At 61.6% G+C, this 15,916-nt stretch carries 13 protein-coding genes; 7 read left to right on the forward strand and 6 right to left on the reverse strand.

The window, feature by feature from the left end; translation table 11 throughout:
* From ACCD02_RS06600 to ACCD02_RS06610, 3 genes are all read right to left on the reverse strand, one after another.
* A partial coding sequence (locus tag ACCD02_RS06600) for a toxin VasX (RefSeq protein ID WP_413299633.1) occupies nt 1-2,031 on the reverse strand: 2,031 nt, incomplete at its 3' end.
* Nucleotides 2,032-2,403: 372 nt separating this feature from the next.
* On the reverse strand, nt 2,404-3,912 hold the full coding sequence (locus tag ACCD02_RS06605; RefSeq protein ID WP_413299635.1) for an MFS transporter: 1,509 nt from the start codon (nt 3,910-3,912) through the stop codon (nt 2,404-2,406).
* Nucleotides 3,909-4,406 (reverse strand): GlcG/HbpS family heme-binding protein, encoded by a 498-nt coding sequence (locus ACCD02_RS06610; protein WP_413299637.1) that lies wholly within the window; start codon nt 4,404-4,406, stop codon nt 3,909-3,911. The genes ACCD02_RS06605 and ACCD02_RS06610 overlap by 4 nt, the downstream gene beginning before the upstream one ends.
* 102 nt (nt 4,407-4,508) lie before the next feature.
* Between ACCD02_RS06610 and ACCD02_RS06615 the strand changes: the two genes are divergently transcribed.
* From ACCD02_RS06615 to ACCD02_RS06630, 4 genes are all read left to right on the forward strand, one after another.
* Nucleotides 4,509-5,390, forward strand: a complete 882-nt coding sequence (locus ACCD02_RS06615; RefSeq protein ID WP_413299639.1) for a LysR family transcriptional regulator — start codon at nt 4,509-4,511, stop codon at nt 5,388-5,390.
* A 77-nt stretch (nt 5,391-5,467) separates the two neighbouring features.
* Complete coding sequence (locus ACCD02_RS06620; protein WP_413299641.1) at nt 5,468-5,902, forward strand: DUF305 domain-containing protein; 435 nt, start codon at nt 5,468-5,470, stop codon at nt 5,900-5,902.
* Between the two features lie 16 nt (nt 5,903-5,918).
* Nucleotides 5,919-7,382, forward strand: a complete 1,464-nt coding sequence (locus ACCD02_RS06625) for a YncE family protein (RefSeq protein ID WP_413299643.1) — start codon at nt 5,919-5,921, stop codon at nt 7,380-7,382.
* Between the two features lie 102 nt (nt 7,383-7,484).
* Nucleotides 7,485-8,360, forward strand: a complete 876-nt coding sequence (locus ACCD02_RS06630) for a methylenetetrahydrofolate reductase (protein ID WP_413299645.1) — start codon at nt 7,485-7,487, stop codon at nt 8,358-8,360.
* On the opposite strand, the gene ACCD02_RS06635 is transcribed toward ACCD02_RS06630, so the two are convergent.
* Entirely contained in the window at nt 8,334-9,827 is a 1,494-nt protein-coding gene (locus tag ACCD02_RS06635) for an FAD-dependent oxidoreductase (RefSeq protein WP_413299647.1), read from the reverse strand. The genes ACCD02_RS06630 and ACCD02_RS06635 overlap by 27 nt on opposite strands.
* A 64-nt stretch (nt 9,828-9,891) precedes the next feature.
* Here ACCD02_RS06635 and ACCD02_RS06640 point away from each other — a divergent pair, with 64 nt between their 5' ends.
* Both ACCD02_RS06640 and ACCD02_RS06645 read left to right on the forward strand, forming a co-directional pair.
* Nucleotides 9,892-10,383 (forward strand): MarR family winged helix-turn-helix transcriptional regulator, encoded by a 492-nt coding sequence (locus ACCD02_RS06640; protein ID WP_413299649.1) that lies wholly within the window; start codon nt 9,892-9,894, stop codon nt 10,381-10,383.
* A 794-nt stretch (nt 10,384-11,177) separates the two neighbouring features.
* Nucleotides 11,178-11,405: a DUF6124 family protein gene (locus ACCD02_RS06645; protein WP_413299651.1), complete on the forward strand. Its 228-nt coding sequence runs from the start codon at nt 11,178-11,180 to the stop codon at nt 11,403-11,405.
* Between the two features lie 111 nt (nt 11,406-11,516).
* Here the strand turns inward: ACCD02_RS06645 and ACCD02_RS06650 are convergent, their stop codons facing one another.
* Nucleotides 11,517-13,184, reverse strand: coding sequence for a M24 family metallopeptidase (locus tag ACCD02_RS06650; RefSeq protein WP_413299653.1), 1,668 nt, complete (start codon nt 13,182-13,184; stop codon nt 11,517-11,519).
* Between the two features lie 78 nt (nt 13,185-13,262).
* Here ACCD02_RS06650 and ACCD02_RS06655 point away from each other — a divergent pair, with 78 nt between their 5' ends.
* On the forward strand, nt 13,263-14,753 hold the full coding sequence (locus tag ACCD02_RS06655) for a PLP-dependent aminotransferase family protein (protein WP_413299655.1): 1,491 nt from the start codon (nt 13,263-13,265) through the stop codon (nt 14,751-14,753).
* A 57-nt stretch (nt 14,754-14,810) separates the two neighbouring features.
* Here ACCD02_RS06655 and ychF read toward each other — a convergent pair whose 3' ends face one another.
* Entirely contained in the window at nt 14,811-15,911 is a 1,101-nt protein-coding gene (gene ychF, locus ACCD02_RS06660; RefSeq protein WP_413299657.1) for a redox-regulated ATPase YchF, read from the reverse strand.
* Nucleotides 15,912-15,916: the final 5 nt, after the last annotated feature.

The raw sequence follows: 15,916 nt of genomic DNA on the forward strand, positions 1-15,916 counted from the left end.
GCCGATGATGCGCATGGGGCGCATGAGCGACAGTCTTTTCAGCTCATCTTCATGGCCTTGCAGGGCAAGGCGGGCGGAGCGTTGGTCGTAGGCATTGCCGGGGCGGCTAAGGATGCCTTTGGCGGCGACTATTTGTTTATTGACGGTGGCGATGTTGGCCAGCCATTTCTGGTAACTCTGCTCCCAGTACGGGTCGAACAGCAGTTGAGTGGCCAGGGAGATTTCGATGGAGAACAACACTTGAGGCGCCGCCAGGGTCAATGCGTTCTCGGGTTTCATGCCCGGTAGCAGCAGGGCGCTCAACCCGTGCCAGGCGTCTCGGGCCTGATCGTTGGCGACTTTGATCAGGGTGGCCATGGCGTGTTTGGCGGTGATGCTCATGTTGCGGTAGAGCTTGCTGTGCTGCACGGATTCCAGGTCCAGGACCCCTTTGATTTCATTGACGCGGGTGCCGAGGCTGGTGACATCGCTCCCCCCCGGCGTCAGGGTGGGCGCGCTGCCATCGCCCTGGCGGCCCTGGTCGTCCAGGGTACCGTAGGTGCTGAAGTTGTGCGTCACCTGCTTGATCAGGCGGGCGATTTCCGCGTTGAAGTTGAACAGCGCCAGGCCAAACAGCGTGTCGGGTTGCGTGGCCTGCCTGCACAGCCACTGCTGACCGTTTTCGCCGTTGCCCAACAGGGTGTAAAGGGCGTGCGCGGTTTCCAGCAACTGGCTGGCCTGACCCTCCTGGCAGGTGTCGTGGTAGATCGCTTCGGCGCTGGGGCTGAGTTGGTCGAGCCAGATAAGCAGGTCATGTTCGCTGCGCTGGCAATGCTCTTGCAGGCGCTGCGCCTGGGCGGTGGTCTGGCTCAGGTACTGTTGTACGTCGGCAAAGTGTACGTCTTCGCGCCAGAGGCGTTTGGCGTTCCATTGTTCGAGGGCTTTTTGCCATTTGCTTCTGTCGGGCAGGTGACCCCAGCGGGCCTTGAACGGTGCTTCGGCATTGCTCAGCGCCGACGCCGCGGCCAGATCGACCATGCCCGCCTGATCGCCCGGCACCATTTCCTGGCTTCGCGCGATGTCATCATGGGTATTGAGCAGGGTGTACAGGTCATCGGTGTAGGCCCGGCGCTGGAATGGATCTTTCAGCGAGGCCGGCATAAAGGCGTCGACATCGAAGCCGCACAGGTCAAGCACGGCGGATGCACTTTGCAGACGCTCCTGATGCAGCATTTCAAACTGGCTTTGCTCCATGAGACGGCCGGCGAGGTTCATGCTCAGGTCGTCGACCATCGCCAGTGGATCATCCAGGGCCACGAACAGCGCGGTGTCCTGCTCCGGGACCCGTCCCCGTACCAGCGCCTCTTCAAACGCGGGCTTGAACGGCGTATCGGCTTCGCCGGCCTGGGTGGGCAAAAGCGTGCTGCTGAAGGTCGGGGCCTGGGCGCCATAGACCAGGATATCCGCCACGCTGTTGCCCAGTTCGGTGATCGGCGCGCCGTGACTGACGGTGCCGGTGGTGCAGTACCCCGGCAGATCCACCGCGCGCATCCACTGGTGCTGTTCGCTGGCGCTGGTGCGCATCAATTCGCACAGATGCCAGGTCCATTGCACCGGCGAATAGGCGATACGCAGCTGGCTGCGCCGGGGGTAAAGCAGGTACGGGTGGGTTTCGCCGGGGTTATGCCGTACATCCTGGTACAGCTGGGCATCGGTCCACTTGTGACGGGTGAAGTATTCGCCTTCTACCTGGTACTCATGGAAGGTCTGATCGACGCTGTTCCACACGTAGAGCCAGCCGTCGCGCAATTGGCGCAGGGTGTAGCTTCGGCTCTGCAGTTCGGGCAGTTGAGCCGACCAGCCTTTGGGCAGCGGGTTCGGGCCTTGCGGGCGGTCCCTGGTTTGCGGGGACTCGTCCAGGGCATAGCGCACCGGGAACACCGCCACTTCCTGGGCCATCAGCCCGCACTGGCCGCTGCCCATGGGGGCGTTGCTGAACTGCTGATTGCGCCGGGCCTGATTCAACCGGGCTTCTGTCGCGGGTGGTCTCATGACACCTCCTTGTTTAATTCAATGTCCACACAAGCCTCGTCCATCTGCTGGAGACGCAGGCCGTGGCGAGGATAGAGATACGGAATGGGATAAGTTCAGCACTCGGAAACAGGATGCATGCCGCCTAAGCCATACGAGTTCCAACCTTCGAAATCTTGTTTTGCCGCGATCAGCGCAAGATTGCGAACGGTAAACCAAAAGAACTTATGGCTCTGTAGGGCAAATCTCTAAGTGATGAGAGATAATTCTTGAAGCGTCCGATTTTGTGGCTAGCCTCTATGGACGGCCTCGAACCCGAGGATCTGTGCCCTCGCCAGGAGCCAAATTGTTGGTGAGGCGGATGCCTTGGACGTCTCGCGAACAAGTTCGCTCCTACTTGATCCGCGGCATCGGCCTGCGCATCAAGCTTCCTACTACCACCGCCCCCAGCAGCGCCAATAACCCCGCCACCCACAACAACACAACGAATCCCCCCACAAACGCCTGCCGCGCGAATGGTTCGATCTGTTCTCGCGCACTTTCCGGCAGCAAACCCATGGCCGCAGGCATATCCCCGGCGACGACTCGGGCCGTAATACCGCGGGCCTGATCCAGCCATTGCGGTGCCTCACTGCTCAGGCTGGCCTGCAACAGTTGCTCGCTATGACTGGCCAGCAGCGCGCCGAATACACCAATGGCAAGCACGATGGCGCTGAAGCGCATGGTGGTGCTCATGCCCGAAGCCATGCCGGTGCGGTCGCGAGGAACACAGGCCATGATGTTTTTCTGCGTGTCGCCATTGAGCAGCCCGGCTCCGGCACCGGTGATGGCGATGGCCAGGGCGAAGTTCAGGTAGCCGCCGAGATGGGCGGCCCAGGCGGTGAGCAGGTTACCCGTGCCCACCAGTATCAAGCCGACCGCCATCAGCGTCGCCGGGGTATAGCGCCCGGCCAGACGTGCGCCGATGCGCGGGAAAATCAGCATGGTCGCGGCAAACGGCAGCATGCCCAGGCCCGAGGCAATGGCAGAGAATCCCAGGCCGTTTTGCAGGTAGAACGGCAGCAAGGTCATCATCACCTGGGCACAACCGGCGTAGCTGAACATGCCGAGCAGGGCGCCGATAAAACGCGGATGGCGTAGCAGGGCCAGGTCGACCATGGGCCGCTGCTGAGCGCGTTCGATCAGCACGAACAGCGCCAGCAATGCGATGCCACCGATCAGGCGCGCGTAGGTCAGCGGGCTGTTCCAGCCGATGCGATTGGCTTCGATCAGGCCCCAGATCAGGCACAGCAGACTACCGCTGAAGGCCAGGCTGCCCCATGGGTCCAGGCGTGCGGCCAGGGTGTCCCGTGACTCAGGCACGCAGCGCGCCACCATCAGCATCAAAAACAGGCCCACTGGCAGGTTGAGGTAGAAGATCCAGCGCCAGCCAATGTACTGGGTAATCAATCCGCCGATGGTGGGTGCTGCGGTCATTGCCACGCCCATGCAGGCGCCCCAGAAGGCCCAGGCCTTGGCCCGTTCCACTTCGTCATGAAAGGTGTGGCCGATGGTGGCCAGGGCTGACGTGAGCAGCAGCGCCGCGCCGACGCCCTTGCACGCCCGGGCTATATCCAGGAACAGCGCACTGGGCGCGGCGCCGCAACCGAGGGAAGCGAGGATGAAAATAGTCAGGCCACAGAGCAGGGTTTTCTTGCGGCCGAAACGGTCGGCCAGGCTGCCTGCGGGGAGCAGCAGGGCGGCGAAGGCGAGCATGTAGGCGCTGACCACCCACTCGATGTCGGCGAAATTGGCCCCCAGATCCCGGGCGATGGTCGGCAGGGTCACGGCGACGATATTGGTATCGAGTACGATCAATGAGCACACCCCCGACGCGGTGAGCAGGGTCTGCCGCGGGGTCATGGCTGCACCCGTGGTCGCAGTGCGGCAATGGCGGCCAGGGCGATTTCGTCGTCATGGACCGGGGTGTCGGCGCTGATGCCGATGGCACCGATCACCCGACCTTCGACGATGATCGGCTGTGCGCCCTTCATCATCAGCAGCCCGGCGGTAATGGCCGCCTGGCGCCCGCCATTGATGGCATTTTCCAGATCCCCCGAGGGGCGTTTGAACAGCGCCGAGGTGCGTGCCTTGCCCTGAGCCAGTTCGATCCCGGCCACTACCGGGGCGCCGTCCATGCGCGCGGTGAGAATCGGCCAGCCGCCGTCGTCGACAATGGCTATCGCGCAAGGCCAATGCCCGGCTTCGGCGGTGCGTTGTGCGGCCGTGAACAGTTGCTGGGCGCTGGCCAGATCCAGTATTGCCTTGTGGCTAACATTAGGTTCAGGCTGTGCCGCAAAGGCAGTTTGCAGGGTGCAACTCAAGAGGATTGGCAGTAAAACGGATTTGACGCGCATGGCGGGGCTCTCCGGGTTTAATCTGTGGCCAGCTTATCCCGCTGTCTGCGCGGCGTTGTTAGGTCGCCTTTATCACTTCGTTACCTTTGAGCTAACGCAATTATGGAAATACGTCATTTCCGCTACTTCCTCGAAGTCGCCCGGCAACGCAACTTCACCCGTGCTGCTGAGCAATTGGGCATTGCCACGCCGACCCTGAGCCGACAGATTCAGGACATGGAGCAGGCCCTGGGCGCGCGCCTGTTCGTGCGCCAGCAGCGGGAAGTCAGCCTGACTGAAGCGGGCGCGGCACTGGTACGGGAGGCCGAGGCGACGGTGCGCCAGTTCGAGTTGGCACAACGCAGCGCCCAGCGCGCCGGGCGTGGCGATAGCGGGCGTATCGAACTGGGCTACGTGGCGTCGGCGGTCTATTCGGGCGTACTGCAAAAGCAGGTGCAGAGCTTCAGCCGCGAGCATCCGGACGTCACCCTGAGCCTGCACGAAAGCCCCATGTCGGGCCTGCCGACCCTGATTGCCGAAGGCCGTTTTGATATTGGTTATGTCCGTTCACCGATGACTCTGCCCGAAGGTGTGGAAGCCGTTCGCCTCAGTGCTGAAGGATTTGTTCTGGCCTTATCGTCGCAATCCTGGCTGCGTCGCTTGCCGGAGATCGGCGTCGAGCATCTGCAGAACGAGACCTTTATTCTGCCCGAGCAAATCAACGGCACCTTGCAGGTCGCCGCCGATGGCGGTTACGCACCGATCCTGGGCCCACAGCCCGGCGGCCTGCTGGCGGTGATTGCCTTGGTATCCCTGGGCCAGGGCGTGGCGGTGGTGCCGGAGTCGGTGGTTGGCCATCTGAGCCTGCCCGATGTGCTGTACCGGCCGATCAAGGGCAGCAGTGGCTCGTCGTGGCTGTCGCTGATCCATCGACGCTTCGAAAAAGCTCCGGCGGTGACGCGTTATATCGAACAAGCCCGTCAGGCATTTCGTAGACCGTTGTAAAAAATTTCACCACCCATGGAATAGACGCCCAGGCCCCGCGTCCCACTGACGAACCCTTTCTTACGGAGGAAACGTCAGTGCTGACCCTAAAACGCATCCCCTCGCGGCACAGCCTGCTCTGCGCTTTCGCCCTGTTGCTGCTCACCGGCATGACCAGTGCCATGGCCCACGAAGGCCATGACCACGGCACGGCGCCGGACGCGGTCAGCGCCGAAGCGCCGTTTCTCGCCGAGAACGATGCAGCCATGGACAGGATGATGGCTGGCATGGCCGGCCAGCCCAGCGGCGATATCGACCGCGACTTCGTCACCAGCATGAGCGCCCACCATCAGGGCGCCATCGATATGGCCGTGACCATGCTCAAGTACGGTCACAACGACCAGCTCAAACGCATGGCCCAGGAAATCATCGTCGAGCAGCAACAGGAAATCGCCGCGATGCGCCAGGCCCTGGGCGATCCACTGCCGCCCTCGGTGGCATCCCCCACTCAGATAGCTCCCGTCAAACCCTGACCCGAAGGACATAACCATGAAAATGCCAAACTTCCCCCTGGCGCTGCTCGCCTGCGCGCTGTTCAGCGGACCGCTCGCGGCCATGGCCGGGCAGATCCCCGGCAAGGCCTCGGCCAAGGACATTCCGGTCAGCCATCAGGACCGGGTGTATGCCTCCGAGCAGTTTTCCAACACCCTGTCGGTCACCGACCCTGTGGATAACAAGCTGCTGGGCGTGATCAGCCTCGGCGATCCGCAGCCGGGCAACCTCAGCCCGCTGTACCGGGGCGAGGTACTGGTTCATGGCCTGGGCTTCTCACCGGACCACAAGACCCTGGCGGTGGTGTCCATCGGCACCAACTCGGTGTCGTTCATCGATACCGAGACCAACACCGTGAAGCACAAGACCTACGTCGGCCGGGCGCCCCATGAGGCGTTCTTCACTCCGGATGGCAAGGAGGTCTGGGTAACGGTACGTGGCGAAGACTATGTGTCGGTCCTCGATGCCCACACTTACACCGAGAAAACCCGGATCAAGACCCCGGCCGGCCCAGGCATGCAGATTTTCTCCCCGGACGGCAAATACGGTTACGTGTGTTCCTCGTTCAACCCGGAAACCGTGGTGGTGGCCGTGGCCAGTCACAAGATCGTCGGCCACGTCGAGCAGGCCAGTCCGTTCTGCCCGAACATCGCCGCATCTGCCGATGGCAGGCAGGTCTGGTTTACGCTCAAGGACGTCGGCAAGGCCCAGGTATTCGAAGCCACACCACCGTTCAAGCTGATCAAGACCCTGGACATCGGGCCCATCGCCAACCACGTCAATCTGGTCACTAATGCCCATGGTTCATTCGCCTATATCACTGTGGGCGGGCTCAATGAGGTGCAGGTCTATCGCACGGATACCTTCGAGAAAGTGGCCACTATCCCTGTAGGTAACCTGCCTCACGGTGTGTGGCCGTCGGGCGATGGCACGCGGGTCTACGTCGGCCTGGAAAATGCCGACGCGCTGGCAGTGATCGACACCTTGAGTAACACGGTCATCGGTAACGTGCCTATTGGCCAGGCGCCCCAGGCCATTGCCTACGTGCCCAATGCCGTGAGCAAAGGTCCGGGCACCGACAATCTCAAACCTCTGGGCGTCGCCGGGCAGGCGGTGCATCTGACACTGCAGGCAGCGGGCAAAGCCACCGACAAGGCGCCGACCAGTGTCACGCTGTTCAGCCAGGGCCTGACCCAGGTGTTGCAGGCGGCGGTGACGGGCCTCAATCCAAAGCAGCCTTATACCCTGGCGCTGTCGACTCAGGCAGATGGCGGCGGCACGCTTGAACCTTTGGCGGCCTTCATGACCAATCCGGCCGGCTCGGCCATCGTCAATACCATCGGGCCGATCCGCCAGATTGTGCAGAACGACACTGCCGATCAGCGTCGCTATCTGGTGGTGGTCGAGGGCAAACCGGAGCAGTTGGGCGCGCTGACGCAGGTGCAGGTCACAACTCGATAAAAAACCCGGATCGGGAGCGCTGCGGCGCTTCCAATCCCGCTATCAAGAGGTGATAACGGAGGTTGTCCCGGCAGCACTCTTCCCAAGGCCCACGCCATTATCATGAGCAACCTTCGTTCACCGCTGTTCCAGGGGTTCTCTCTGGAAACCACCGCAAAAGACGTATCGCGTTTGCTTCAGGCCAAAGCCCTGCTGCCCACGGACATACCGGTCAATATTGCTTTCATTAGTAGTGAGTCATATGCCGAGCGGCTCGCCGCTGTCCACGCCTTGCACCTGGCTGGCGCAAGGCCCCGGCCGATCATTTCCGCACGACGGATCACCGCCCCTGAATTGCTGCGTTCCTACCTGACCCAGGCCGTGGAAGTCGGGCAGATACGCGGAGTGTTTCTGGTCGGTGGTGACCCGGCCGGCCCGCAAGGCCCGTTCACCGATTCCATGGATGTGATCAATGGCCGCTTTCTTGATGGCCTGGATATCGAAACGGTGGGCATCCCCGGCTACCCGGAAGGCCATCCGCGCATCACCGACGAGGTGCTGTGGGACTACCTGCGGCGCAAGGTCGATGCCCTCACGGCGAAGGGTTTCAAGGTCGAAATCACCACGCAGCTGTCGTTCGACACCGATGCGGTGATCCGTTGGGTCGAGCAAGTGCGCCGCGCCGGGATCCATGTGCCTATCCGCGTTGGCATTCCTGGCCCGAGCAATATGACCGGGCTGCTCAACTTCGCCCGGCAATGCCGCGTCGGCACCTCCGCGCAACTGTTACAACGCTACGGCTGGCAAGTCACCTCGCTGCTGGGCACGGAAGGGCCTGAACGTTTCCTGACCACGCTGTTGCAACGCATGGCCTCGAACGATCTGGGCGAACTGCACCTGCATCTCTACACCCTCGGTGATATTTCCAGGGCGATACAGTGGTTTCAGGATTACCAACAGCGCAGGCCTGGCTTAAGCGGTCAGACCTTGTCGTTGTAAAAAGCCTTCCAGGGCGTCGAGATCATTGCCGTCAACGATGGCGGCGACGTAACCGTCGGGACGTATCAGTATCCAGTCGCCAACCGTCGCCGCGTAGGCGTGGTGGAAATGGTTTTGCTCATCGAGAAGATCACCCCGCGCGCCAACCATATGGATGTGCAGCCCCGGCCGTGGGCTGATCAGATGACGTTCGGTTTCGTAGCCCAACAGCGTCCAGTGCGTGCCGCGCAATAACTCGAACAGACGTGTCGGCTGACCCGCCGCACCGCGCAAAGGGGCATCCGGTGCACGATCGCCGGCAAGCAGGCCTTCGCTCCGTTGATGGTGCAGGGCAAGGGACGACTCACGATAACCAAGATCCAGTTGACGTACTTCGCGACCCCGACGCATCTCCCCACGTTTGGCGCCATCGAGCAGGCGTGAAGCCAGTTCCAGCATCGTGGCGGCGATGGGGCGACGCTCTTCTTCGTAGCTGTCGAGCAAGGCATCAGGCGCACCCGCGATCACTGCCGCCAGTTTCCAGCCAAGGTTATAGGCGTCCTGCACACTGGTATTGAGCCCCTGGCCACCGGTGGGCGGATGGACATGGGCGGCATCGCCGATCAGCAAGATACGATCAACGCGATAACGATCCGCCAGTCGCGCGCTCATGCTGTAGGCCGATGCCCAACTGACCGACTGCACCTCAATGTTTGGCCGGCCACTGCGGGCGGCGACCAGAACCGTCAGGCCTTTCGGCGAAAGATCGACATCGCCTTCCAGCGCTACCGGCGCCTGAATCTGGAACAGCTCGGTCCCCGCCAGCGGACAGATCGCCAGTTGATGGGCCATCGACCCCTGGTTGAACTGATGCCAGGCGTCCCGTTTCAGCCCGGTCAGCCGTACATCGGCAACCAGAGCTCGCGCGCCCAGAGTCTTGCCGGGAAAGCCGATCTCCAGAGCGTGTCGGACAAAGCTGCGGCCGCCGTCAGCGCCAATCAGATAGCGAGCGCGAATCGTCTCTTCGCCTTGTGCGGTGGACAGCGTTGCCGTCACACCTTGCGCGTCCTGGACAACACCGACCAGCTCGCAGCCGAAGACGGGGCGCTGGCCCAATTCCAACAGACGCTCGCGCAGGACCTGCTCGGTAAGGAACTGCGGCACCAGCAGAGCATGGTGATAAGGCTCGGCAGGGGTTGGCGGTTCGCTGTCGATGACGCTCGACTCGGTATGAGTGCCGTCGGCGAGGTACTGGCGCAGCGGCGGATACAAGCCGCCGGTGGCCAACAGCCGGTCGAGAACGCCAAGGTCTTCGAAGATCTCTTGCGTGCGCGGCTGAATGCCTTTGCCCCGGGAGCCGGGGAAGGGCGCGGGCATTTTTTCGATCAGGCGCAGGGATATTCCCCGGCGGGCCAGTTCGATGGCCAGGGTCAGGCCTGCCGCACCTGCGCCACAAATCAGTACATCCACCGCCGGGCTATCTGTCATGACTCACTCCAATATGTGTAATATGCACGCAACTGGCCGAGATCCTATGCCAATGGAGAAAAGAGTGCAAGATACACATAATTCCGCACAGCTCAGGGCGTTGCATAACGCCCTGATCAGTATCGTCAGCGTCATGAACCGACCGCAGAACGATGAGGCGATGGTCCGCGATGCCGGAATCGCCCTGGACCGGGCGCTGTTCCCGCTGTTGGTCGGCATCGAACGCCTGGGGCCGATAGGCGTGGTGGACATGGCCGACCGCATCGGCCGCGACTACACCACGGTCAGCCGCCAGGTCGCCAAACTGGAAAGTCTGGGCCTGATCGCCCGCCAGGCCAGCGAGAAAGACCGACGTGTGCGCGAAGCGGTGATCCTGCCCAAGGGCAAGACCATGACCGATGCCGTTGATGAAGCGCGGGCGCGCCGGGCGCGGGAGATTTTCGCCACCTGGGAGCCGGGTGAGTTCGAAGACCTGGTACGCCTGATGGGCAAGTTTGCTGAAGGGATGGAGCGCAGTGCGGCGGATGCGTTGGCGGTTCAGAATGTGAAGTCGTGATCACATAACCAACACCTTATTTGGTGAGCGCGCATGTGTGGAAGTGATCTCTGTGGGAGCGAATTCATTCGCGAAAGCGGTGTTTCTGACACTAAAGAGGGAGCGGATGTACCGGCCTCTTCGCGGATGAATCCGCTCCCACAGAGCCGACGATATGCACGCGCTACTGTGCGAATTCATTCGCGAAAGTGGTGTTCCTGTCACTAAACAGGCGTCGGATGTACCGGCCTCTTCGCGGATGAATCCGCTCCCACAGAGCCGGCGATATGCACGCGCTACTGTGCGAATTCATTCGCGAAAGCGGTGTTCCTGTCACTAAAGAGGGGGCGGATGTACCGGCCTCTTCGCGGATGAATTCGCTCCCACAATTCGCTCCCACAGAGTTCGCGTCCACAGAACTTGCTGCCATAACGGTTTGCTTCATGGCTTCTGGCGTGTTTGCAGGACCAGTCTTACAAGAAAAGTGACGATTCCGAAGGATCGCTCTCTTTCTCTTGAGTGAAATTTCCTTAACAATCCCAGCCGCTTGTGCCTGCCAAATTCGGTCACTAATCTGCGCGCCGTCACTGACGAATCAGTGAACGGAATTGAGAAGCCGTTTTTAGTAGGCACATTAGCTGCCCTATCCCTCACCGCTACGTCGTATCGGTGAATGCGTTATGGCAGCTGTGTGCAGGAGACTTCGGTCTTTGCCGGGTGCCTACTAACCGGCTTTCTCAACCTGCACATAGCTGCCACCCTTTGCCGAATTGAGAAGCGGCAAAAGATGGCTCCCGAGTAAGTAGGAGAATCTAATGATCAAGCTCGTCCCCGATCCACCCCACACCCTCGAAGAAAACCTGATCCGCATCTCCGACATTCTGCGCTGCGCCTCTGCGGTTGCGTACGAGGCGGGCGATCACCTCAACGGCTCGAAACGCAGCCTGGCCTTGGCCGTGGTCTACATGATCGATATGGCCAGAACGCTGGTTGATCAGTCCATCGTCGAGCTGGAAGCGCGCGCGAAAACCATCAAGGCATAACCGCCCGGAGGGTTTTGTGGGATCGGCTTTAGCCGGGAAGGCGCAGGTATGATCGATACATTTCTGATGTCTATGACATAGCCTTTCCGGCTGAAGCCGGTCCCACATACGCTATGAGCCGTTCCCACCAATCAGAATATCCTCAAAAAACCCGCCCACCGCCTCCGTGGGATGACACAGCTGAATCTCCAGCACCCAGACCATCTCGCTCGGCACGATCTCCAGTTCCGCCAGTTTGTCCTGCCCGAACAAGGCGTGGGGGAAGTCGGCGATGCGGTGGCCGGCCAGGTTGCGCTCCAGTCGCCAGCCTTTGGCGATGGCGCTGCGTTCGGCGAAGTCATACAGCTCACGCCCGGTAAGACCGCGGTGCCAGGCATCGCGGGTCTCGTTGAACACTTCATGCAGCGCAATCACACAGGCCTGATGCAGCGGGTGCCCGCCGAACACGAAGGTGTCGCCGTAGTCACCTTCGTAGCCGTCCCACACCGGGCCGAGGTCGACCACGGCGATGTCGGTTGCGCGCAGTCTGCGTTCGGGGTCGATGCCCTGGCGCGGCGTGCGCACGGTGTCATCGCCGAAGCGGATATAGGTGGGGTGCCAGGTATGGGAGGCGCCCATGGCCTGCAATTGTTCATGGGCCATTTCCAGGGCTTGGGCCGTGGTCATGCCGACTTTCAGCTGGCTGGCGATGGCGGCCAGAGCGCGTACCGACTGCTCGCGGGCCGCGAGCATGCCGTCCAGTGAATAGCGCGGGCCGACTTTTTCCAGAACCGGGTCCAATCCCGCGAGCAGCGCAACCGGCGCCAGTGCACCGCTGGCAACGAAGGCTTCAGCGACAAAACGATGCACCTGCACACCCGCCGCCAGGCAGTGTTCACGAACCTGGCTGATCATCGCGCCATTACCGCAGGCATAGACCTGCGCATCAGCCCAGTTGTGCGCCTGTGCCATTGCGACCTGTTGCACGCGGCCTTCTGCCGACAACACGGGGTGCCAGCGAAAGCCTGGATGTTCGCGGCTGGTCTGATCGAGAAACTCGCGGTCGTAAAAATCCGTCGTCGTTGATCCGCCCCAGTACAAGGTGACCTCGGCATGGCGCGCCAGGGCCGTCAGCAGCATCGGTTTGACCCCGGCGTAACCGGTGCCGGTGGCGAACAGCACGACGGGGCGTTGGTCATCGTGTTGCCAGGTGCAGGCGCCCAGCGGCCCTTCGAGCTGTAGCGCATCGCCCACTTGCAGGGCTGGCAGGATGCGCTCGGAAAACAACCCGCCCTTTACCTGACGAATATGAAAGACCAGTTGCCCGTGGTCCAGTGCGGGCAGGTTGCTCACGGAGAAGCAGCGACTGTCGCCATTGTCGAGACGAAAGCGCAGGTACTGTCCGGCACGGACGTCGAGAGGCTGCGGCGTGCGCAGGACCAGCTCGATAATATCGCTGCTCAATGGCCGTTGGCTGACCACCTCGGCGCTGACTTCAAGGGTTGGTGTATCCAGCGACCAACCGGGGATTTCCAGGCGCATATCGCTGCAGGCGTGGCTCTGGCAGAGCAGCATCTCGTCCGCCGCCAGGGGATAGCAGGGGGCAGGTGCGTCTGCGGCCAGCAGCTTGTCGCGGTACTGACCGGACACCACCTTGACCTTGCACGACCCGCAGGCGCCGCGACGGCAGGAAAACGGCACGGCCAGGCCGCTGGCAAGCATGGCGTCGAGCAGCAGCTCGTCGGCAGCTTCGAAGGTTTTGCCCGAGGGCGATAATTCAACGACATGACGTGCAGGCATAAAAACCTCGGGAGCGGGTGAGGTTCAAGTGTTGCGTTAGACTAGGACCAGGAAAACCTCCAGATTTGGATAGTTCATATGGTCCAGTTACGTAAATGGCGACCGCTGCTCAATCTTGATAACGGCCAATCCAGGGCGTCTTTCCGGCGGATTGTCGAAGGGTTGGTGACGGCGATTGCCGAGGGGCGTCTTGCGCCGGGTACCTTGCTGCCGGGCACGCGGGAGATGGCGCGGTTGCTGGACGTCAACCGCAAGACGGTGATCCTCGCTTACGAGGAGGCCGTGACCAAGGGCTGGCTGGTCAGCGAGCAGCGCCGGGGGACTTTCGTCAGTACGCAGCTGGCATCTGGTGCGACCACGGCCCGCGGCGCAGCGCAGTCATTTGCCCTTGAGTTGCGAGACGCGCCAGCGGTGCCCTACTTCACCCAGAGCCAAGGGGTGAGGGCGCTGCAGCACCGGCCCGGTGCGCTGTTTTTCGACAATGGCGCCTGCGATCATCGCTTGCTGCCCCAGGCCGTGCTGCATCGTTACTACCGCAACGCGCTGCGCAACACCTTCGCTTCAAACACCGTGCGCCACGGCAGCGAAGGCACCAGTCATGCCCTGCGCAGCGCCCTGGCGCAAATGCTGCGTAACAATCGCGGCCTGGCCGTGGACGTGGAACATATCTGCCTGACCCAGGGCACACAAATGTCGCTGTATCTCGCGGCCAGCGCCGTGCTCAAACCCGGTGACGTGGTGCTGGTGGAACGCCTGAGTTATCCCCCGGCCTGGGAAATATTTCGCCGCCTGGGCGCACGACTGGTGACGGTGGATATGGATGGCGAAGGCTGCCGGGTCGATCAGATCGACGCGCTGTGCCGCGAGCATGACGTACGCATGATGTACCTCACGCCGCACCATCAGTTTCCCACCACGGTCAGCCTGCATGCCGGGCGTCGCCAGCAATTACTGGCGTTGGCCCGCCAGCATGACTTCTGCGTGATCGAAGAAGACTACGACCACGAGTATCACTTCGCCGGGCGGCCCTACCTGCCATTGGCCAGCGACAGCACGCAACGCCACGTGATCTATATCGGCTCGATCTCCAAGTCCCTGGGCAATACCTTCCGCTGCAGCTATGTGGTGGCTCCTGCCAACCTGATTGAAGTGCTTGGGCGCAACGCTGCGCTGACCCTGGGTCAGGGCGACGCGATCATGCAGCAGATGCTGGCCGATCTGATCAATGACGGCGAGCTGACAAAACATCTGCGTCGGGTCTCGAAGGAATATCGGCGGCGTAGGGAGACTTTGCAACGCTGCCTGCATGAGGCGTTTGGCGAACGGATTTCAGTGCAGGAGCCGGAAGGTGGACTGGCGCTATGGGTACGCTTTGCTGAATCGATCGATGTCGATCAACTGGTCGAGAGGGCCCTGACACTTGATCTGGTGGTGCGCGGCGGGCGGCAGTTCTCACCCGAGGACCGGCCCGAGAATGCGTTGCGCCTGGGCTTTGCTTCATTGAATGAGGAGGAGATTAGGCGCGCTGTGCAGCGTCTTGCGCAGGCGGCGAAAGCTATTGTCGGTTAACGCAAAAAGCCCCGGCTCAGCAGTTGAGCGCGGGGCTTGGGTGGTAGCGTCTGCTGCTTAGACGTTAAAGCGGAAGTGCAGCACGTCACCGTCCTTGACGATGTAGTCCTTGCCTTCCAGGCGCCATTTACCGGCTTCCTTGGTTCCGGCTTCGCCCTTGTACTGGATGAAGTCGTTGTAGGCGATGCACTCGGCGCGGATGAAGCCTTTTTCGAAGTCAGTGTGGATCACACCTGCTGCCTGTGGTGCGGTGGCGCCGACCTTGACGGTCCAGGCACGGACTTCTTCTACACCGGCGGTGAAGTAGGTCTGCAGGTTGAGCATTTCGTAACCGGCACGGATCACGCGGTTCAGGCCAGGTTCTTCGAGGCCCAGGGCCTCGAGGAACATGTCTTTTTCTTCGCCGTCATCAAGCTCGGCGATTTCCGCTTCGATCTTGTTGCAGACCGGTACCACGATCGCGCCTTCTTCGTCGGCGATGGCTTTTACGACATCCAGCAGCGGGTTGTTCTCGAAACCGTCTTCGGCGACGTTGGCGATGTACATGACCGGCTTGGTGGTCAGCAGGTGGAAGCCACGGACGACCTGCTTCTCGTCGGCGCTCATGTTCTTCATCAGGCTGCGTGCCGGCTTGCCTTCGGTGAAGTGGTTGATCAGTTGTTCCAGCAGGCCTTTCTGGACCACGGCATCCTTGTCGCCGCCCTTGGCGTTGCGGGTCACTTTCTGCAGTTGCTTCTCGCAGCTGTCGAGGTCGGCGAAGATCAGTTCCAGGTCGATGATTTCGATATCACGCTTGGGGTCGACGCTGTTGGCGACGTGGATGACGTTGTCATCTTCGAAGCAGCGGACCACGTGGGCGATGGCATCGGTCTCGCGAATGTTGGCGAGGAACTTGTTGCCCAGGCCTTCACCCTTCGACGCGCCCGCCACGAGGCCGGCGATGTCGACGAACTCCATGGTGGTGGGCAGGATGCGTTTTGGATTGACGATCGCGGCCAGGGCTTCCAGGCGCGGGTCGGGCATAGGCACGATGCCGCTGTTCGGTTCGATGGTGCAGAAGGGAAAGTTCTCCGCCGCGATACCGGATTTGGTCAGGGCGTTGAACAGGGTGGACTTGCCGACGTTGGGCAGGCCGACGATGCCGCAATTGAATCCCATGGTGT

Origin of the sequence: Pseudomonas sp. Pseusp88, from assembly GCF_047303955.1 — a bacterium.
GTDB lineage: Bacteria > Pseudomonadota > Gammaproteobacteria > Pseudomonadales > Pseudomonadaceae > Aquipseudomonas.

What these genes read in the sequence shown, in the direction of transcription:
- ACCD02_RS06605 (WP_413299635.1), bottom strand. Translation starts at nt 3,912, where the DNA reads ATGACCCCGCGGCAGACCCTGCTCACCGCGTCGGGGGTGTGCTCATTG.
- ACCD02_RS06610 (WP_413299637.1), bottom strand. Translation starts at nt 4,406, where the DNA reads ATGCGCGTCAAATCCGTTTTACTGCCAATCCTCTTGAGTTGCACCCTG.
- ACCD02_RS06615 (WP_413299639.1), top strand. Translation starts at nt 4,509, where the DNA reads ATGGAAATACGTCATTTCCGCTACTTCCTCGAAGTCGCCCGGCAACGC.
- ACCD02_RS06625 (WP_413299643.1), top strand. Translation starts at nt 5,919, where the DNA reads ATGAAAATGCCAAACTTCCCCCTGGCGCTGCTCGCCTGCGCGCTGTTC.
- ACCD02_RS06630 (WP_413299645.1), top strand. Translation starts at nt 7,485, where the DNA reads ATGAGCAACCTTCGTTCACCGCTGTTCCAGGGGTTCTCTCTGGAAACC.
- ACCD02_RS06635 (WP_413299647.1), bottom strand. Translation starts at nt 9,827, where the DNA reads ATGACAGATAGCCCGGCGGTGGATGTACTGATTTGTGGCGCAGGTGCG.
- ACCD02_RS06645 (WP_413299651.1), top strand. Translation starts at nt 11,178, where the DNA reads ATGATCAAGCTCGTCCCCGATCCACCCCACACCCTCGAAGAAAACCTG.
- ACCD02_RS06650 (WP_413299653.1), bottom strand. Translation starts at nt 13,184, where the DNA reads ATGCCTGCACGTCATGTCGTTGAATTATCGCCCTCGGGCAAAACCTTC.
- ACCD02_RS06655 (WP_413299655.1), top strand. Translation starts at nt 13,263, where the DNA reads ATGGTCCAGTTACGTAAATGGCGACCGCTGCTCAATCTTGATAACGGC.
- ychF (WP_413299657.1), bottom strand. Translation starts at nt 15,911, where the DNA reads ATGGGATTCAATTGCGGCATCGTCGGCCTGCCCAACGTCGGCAAGTCC.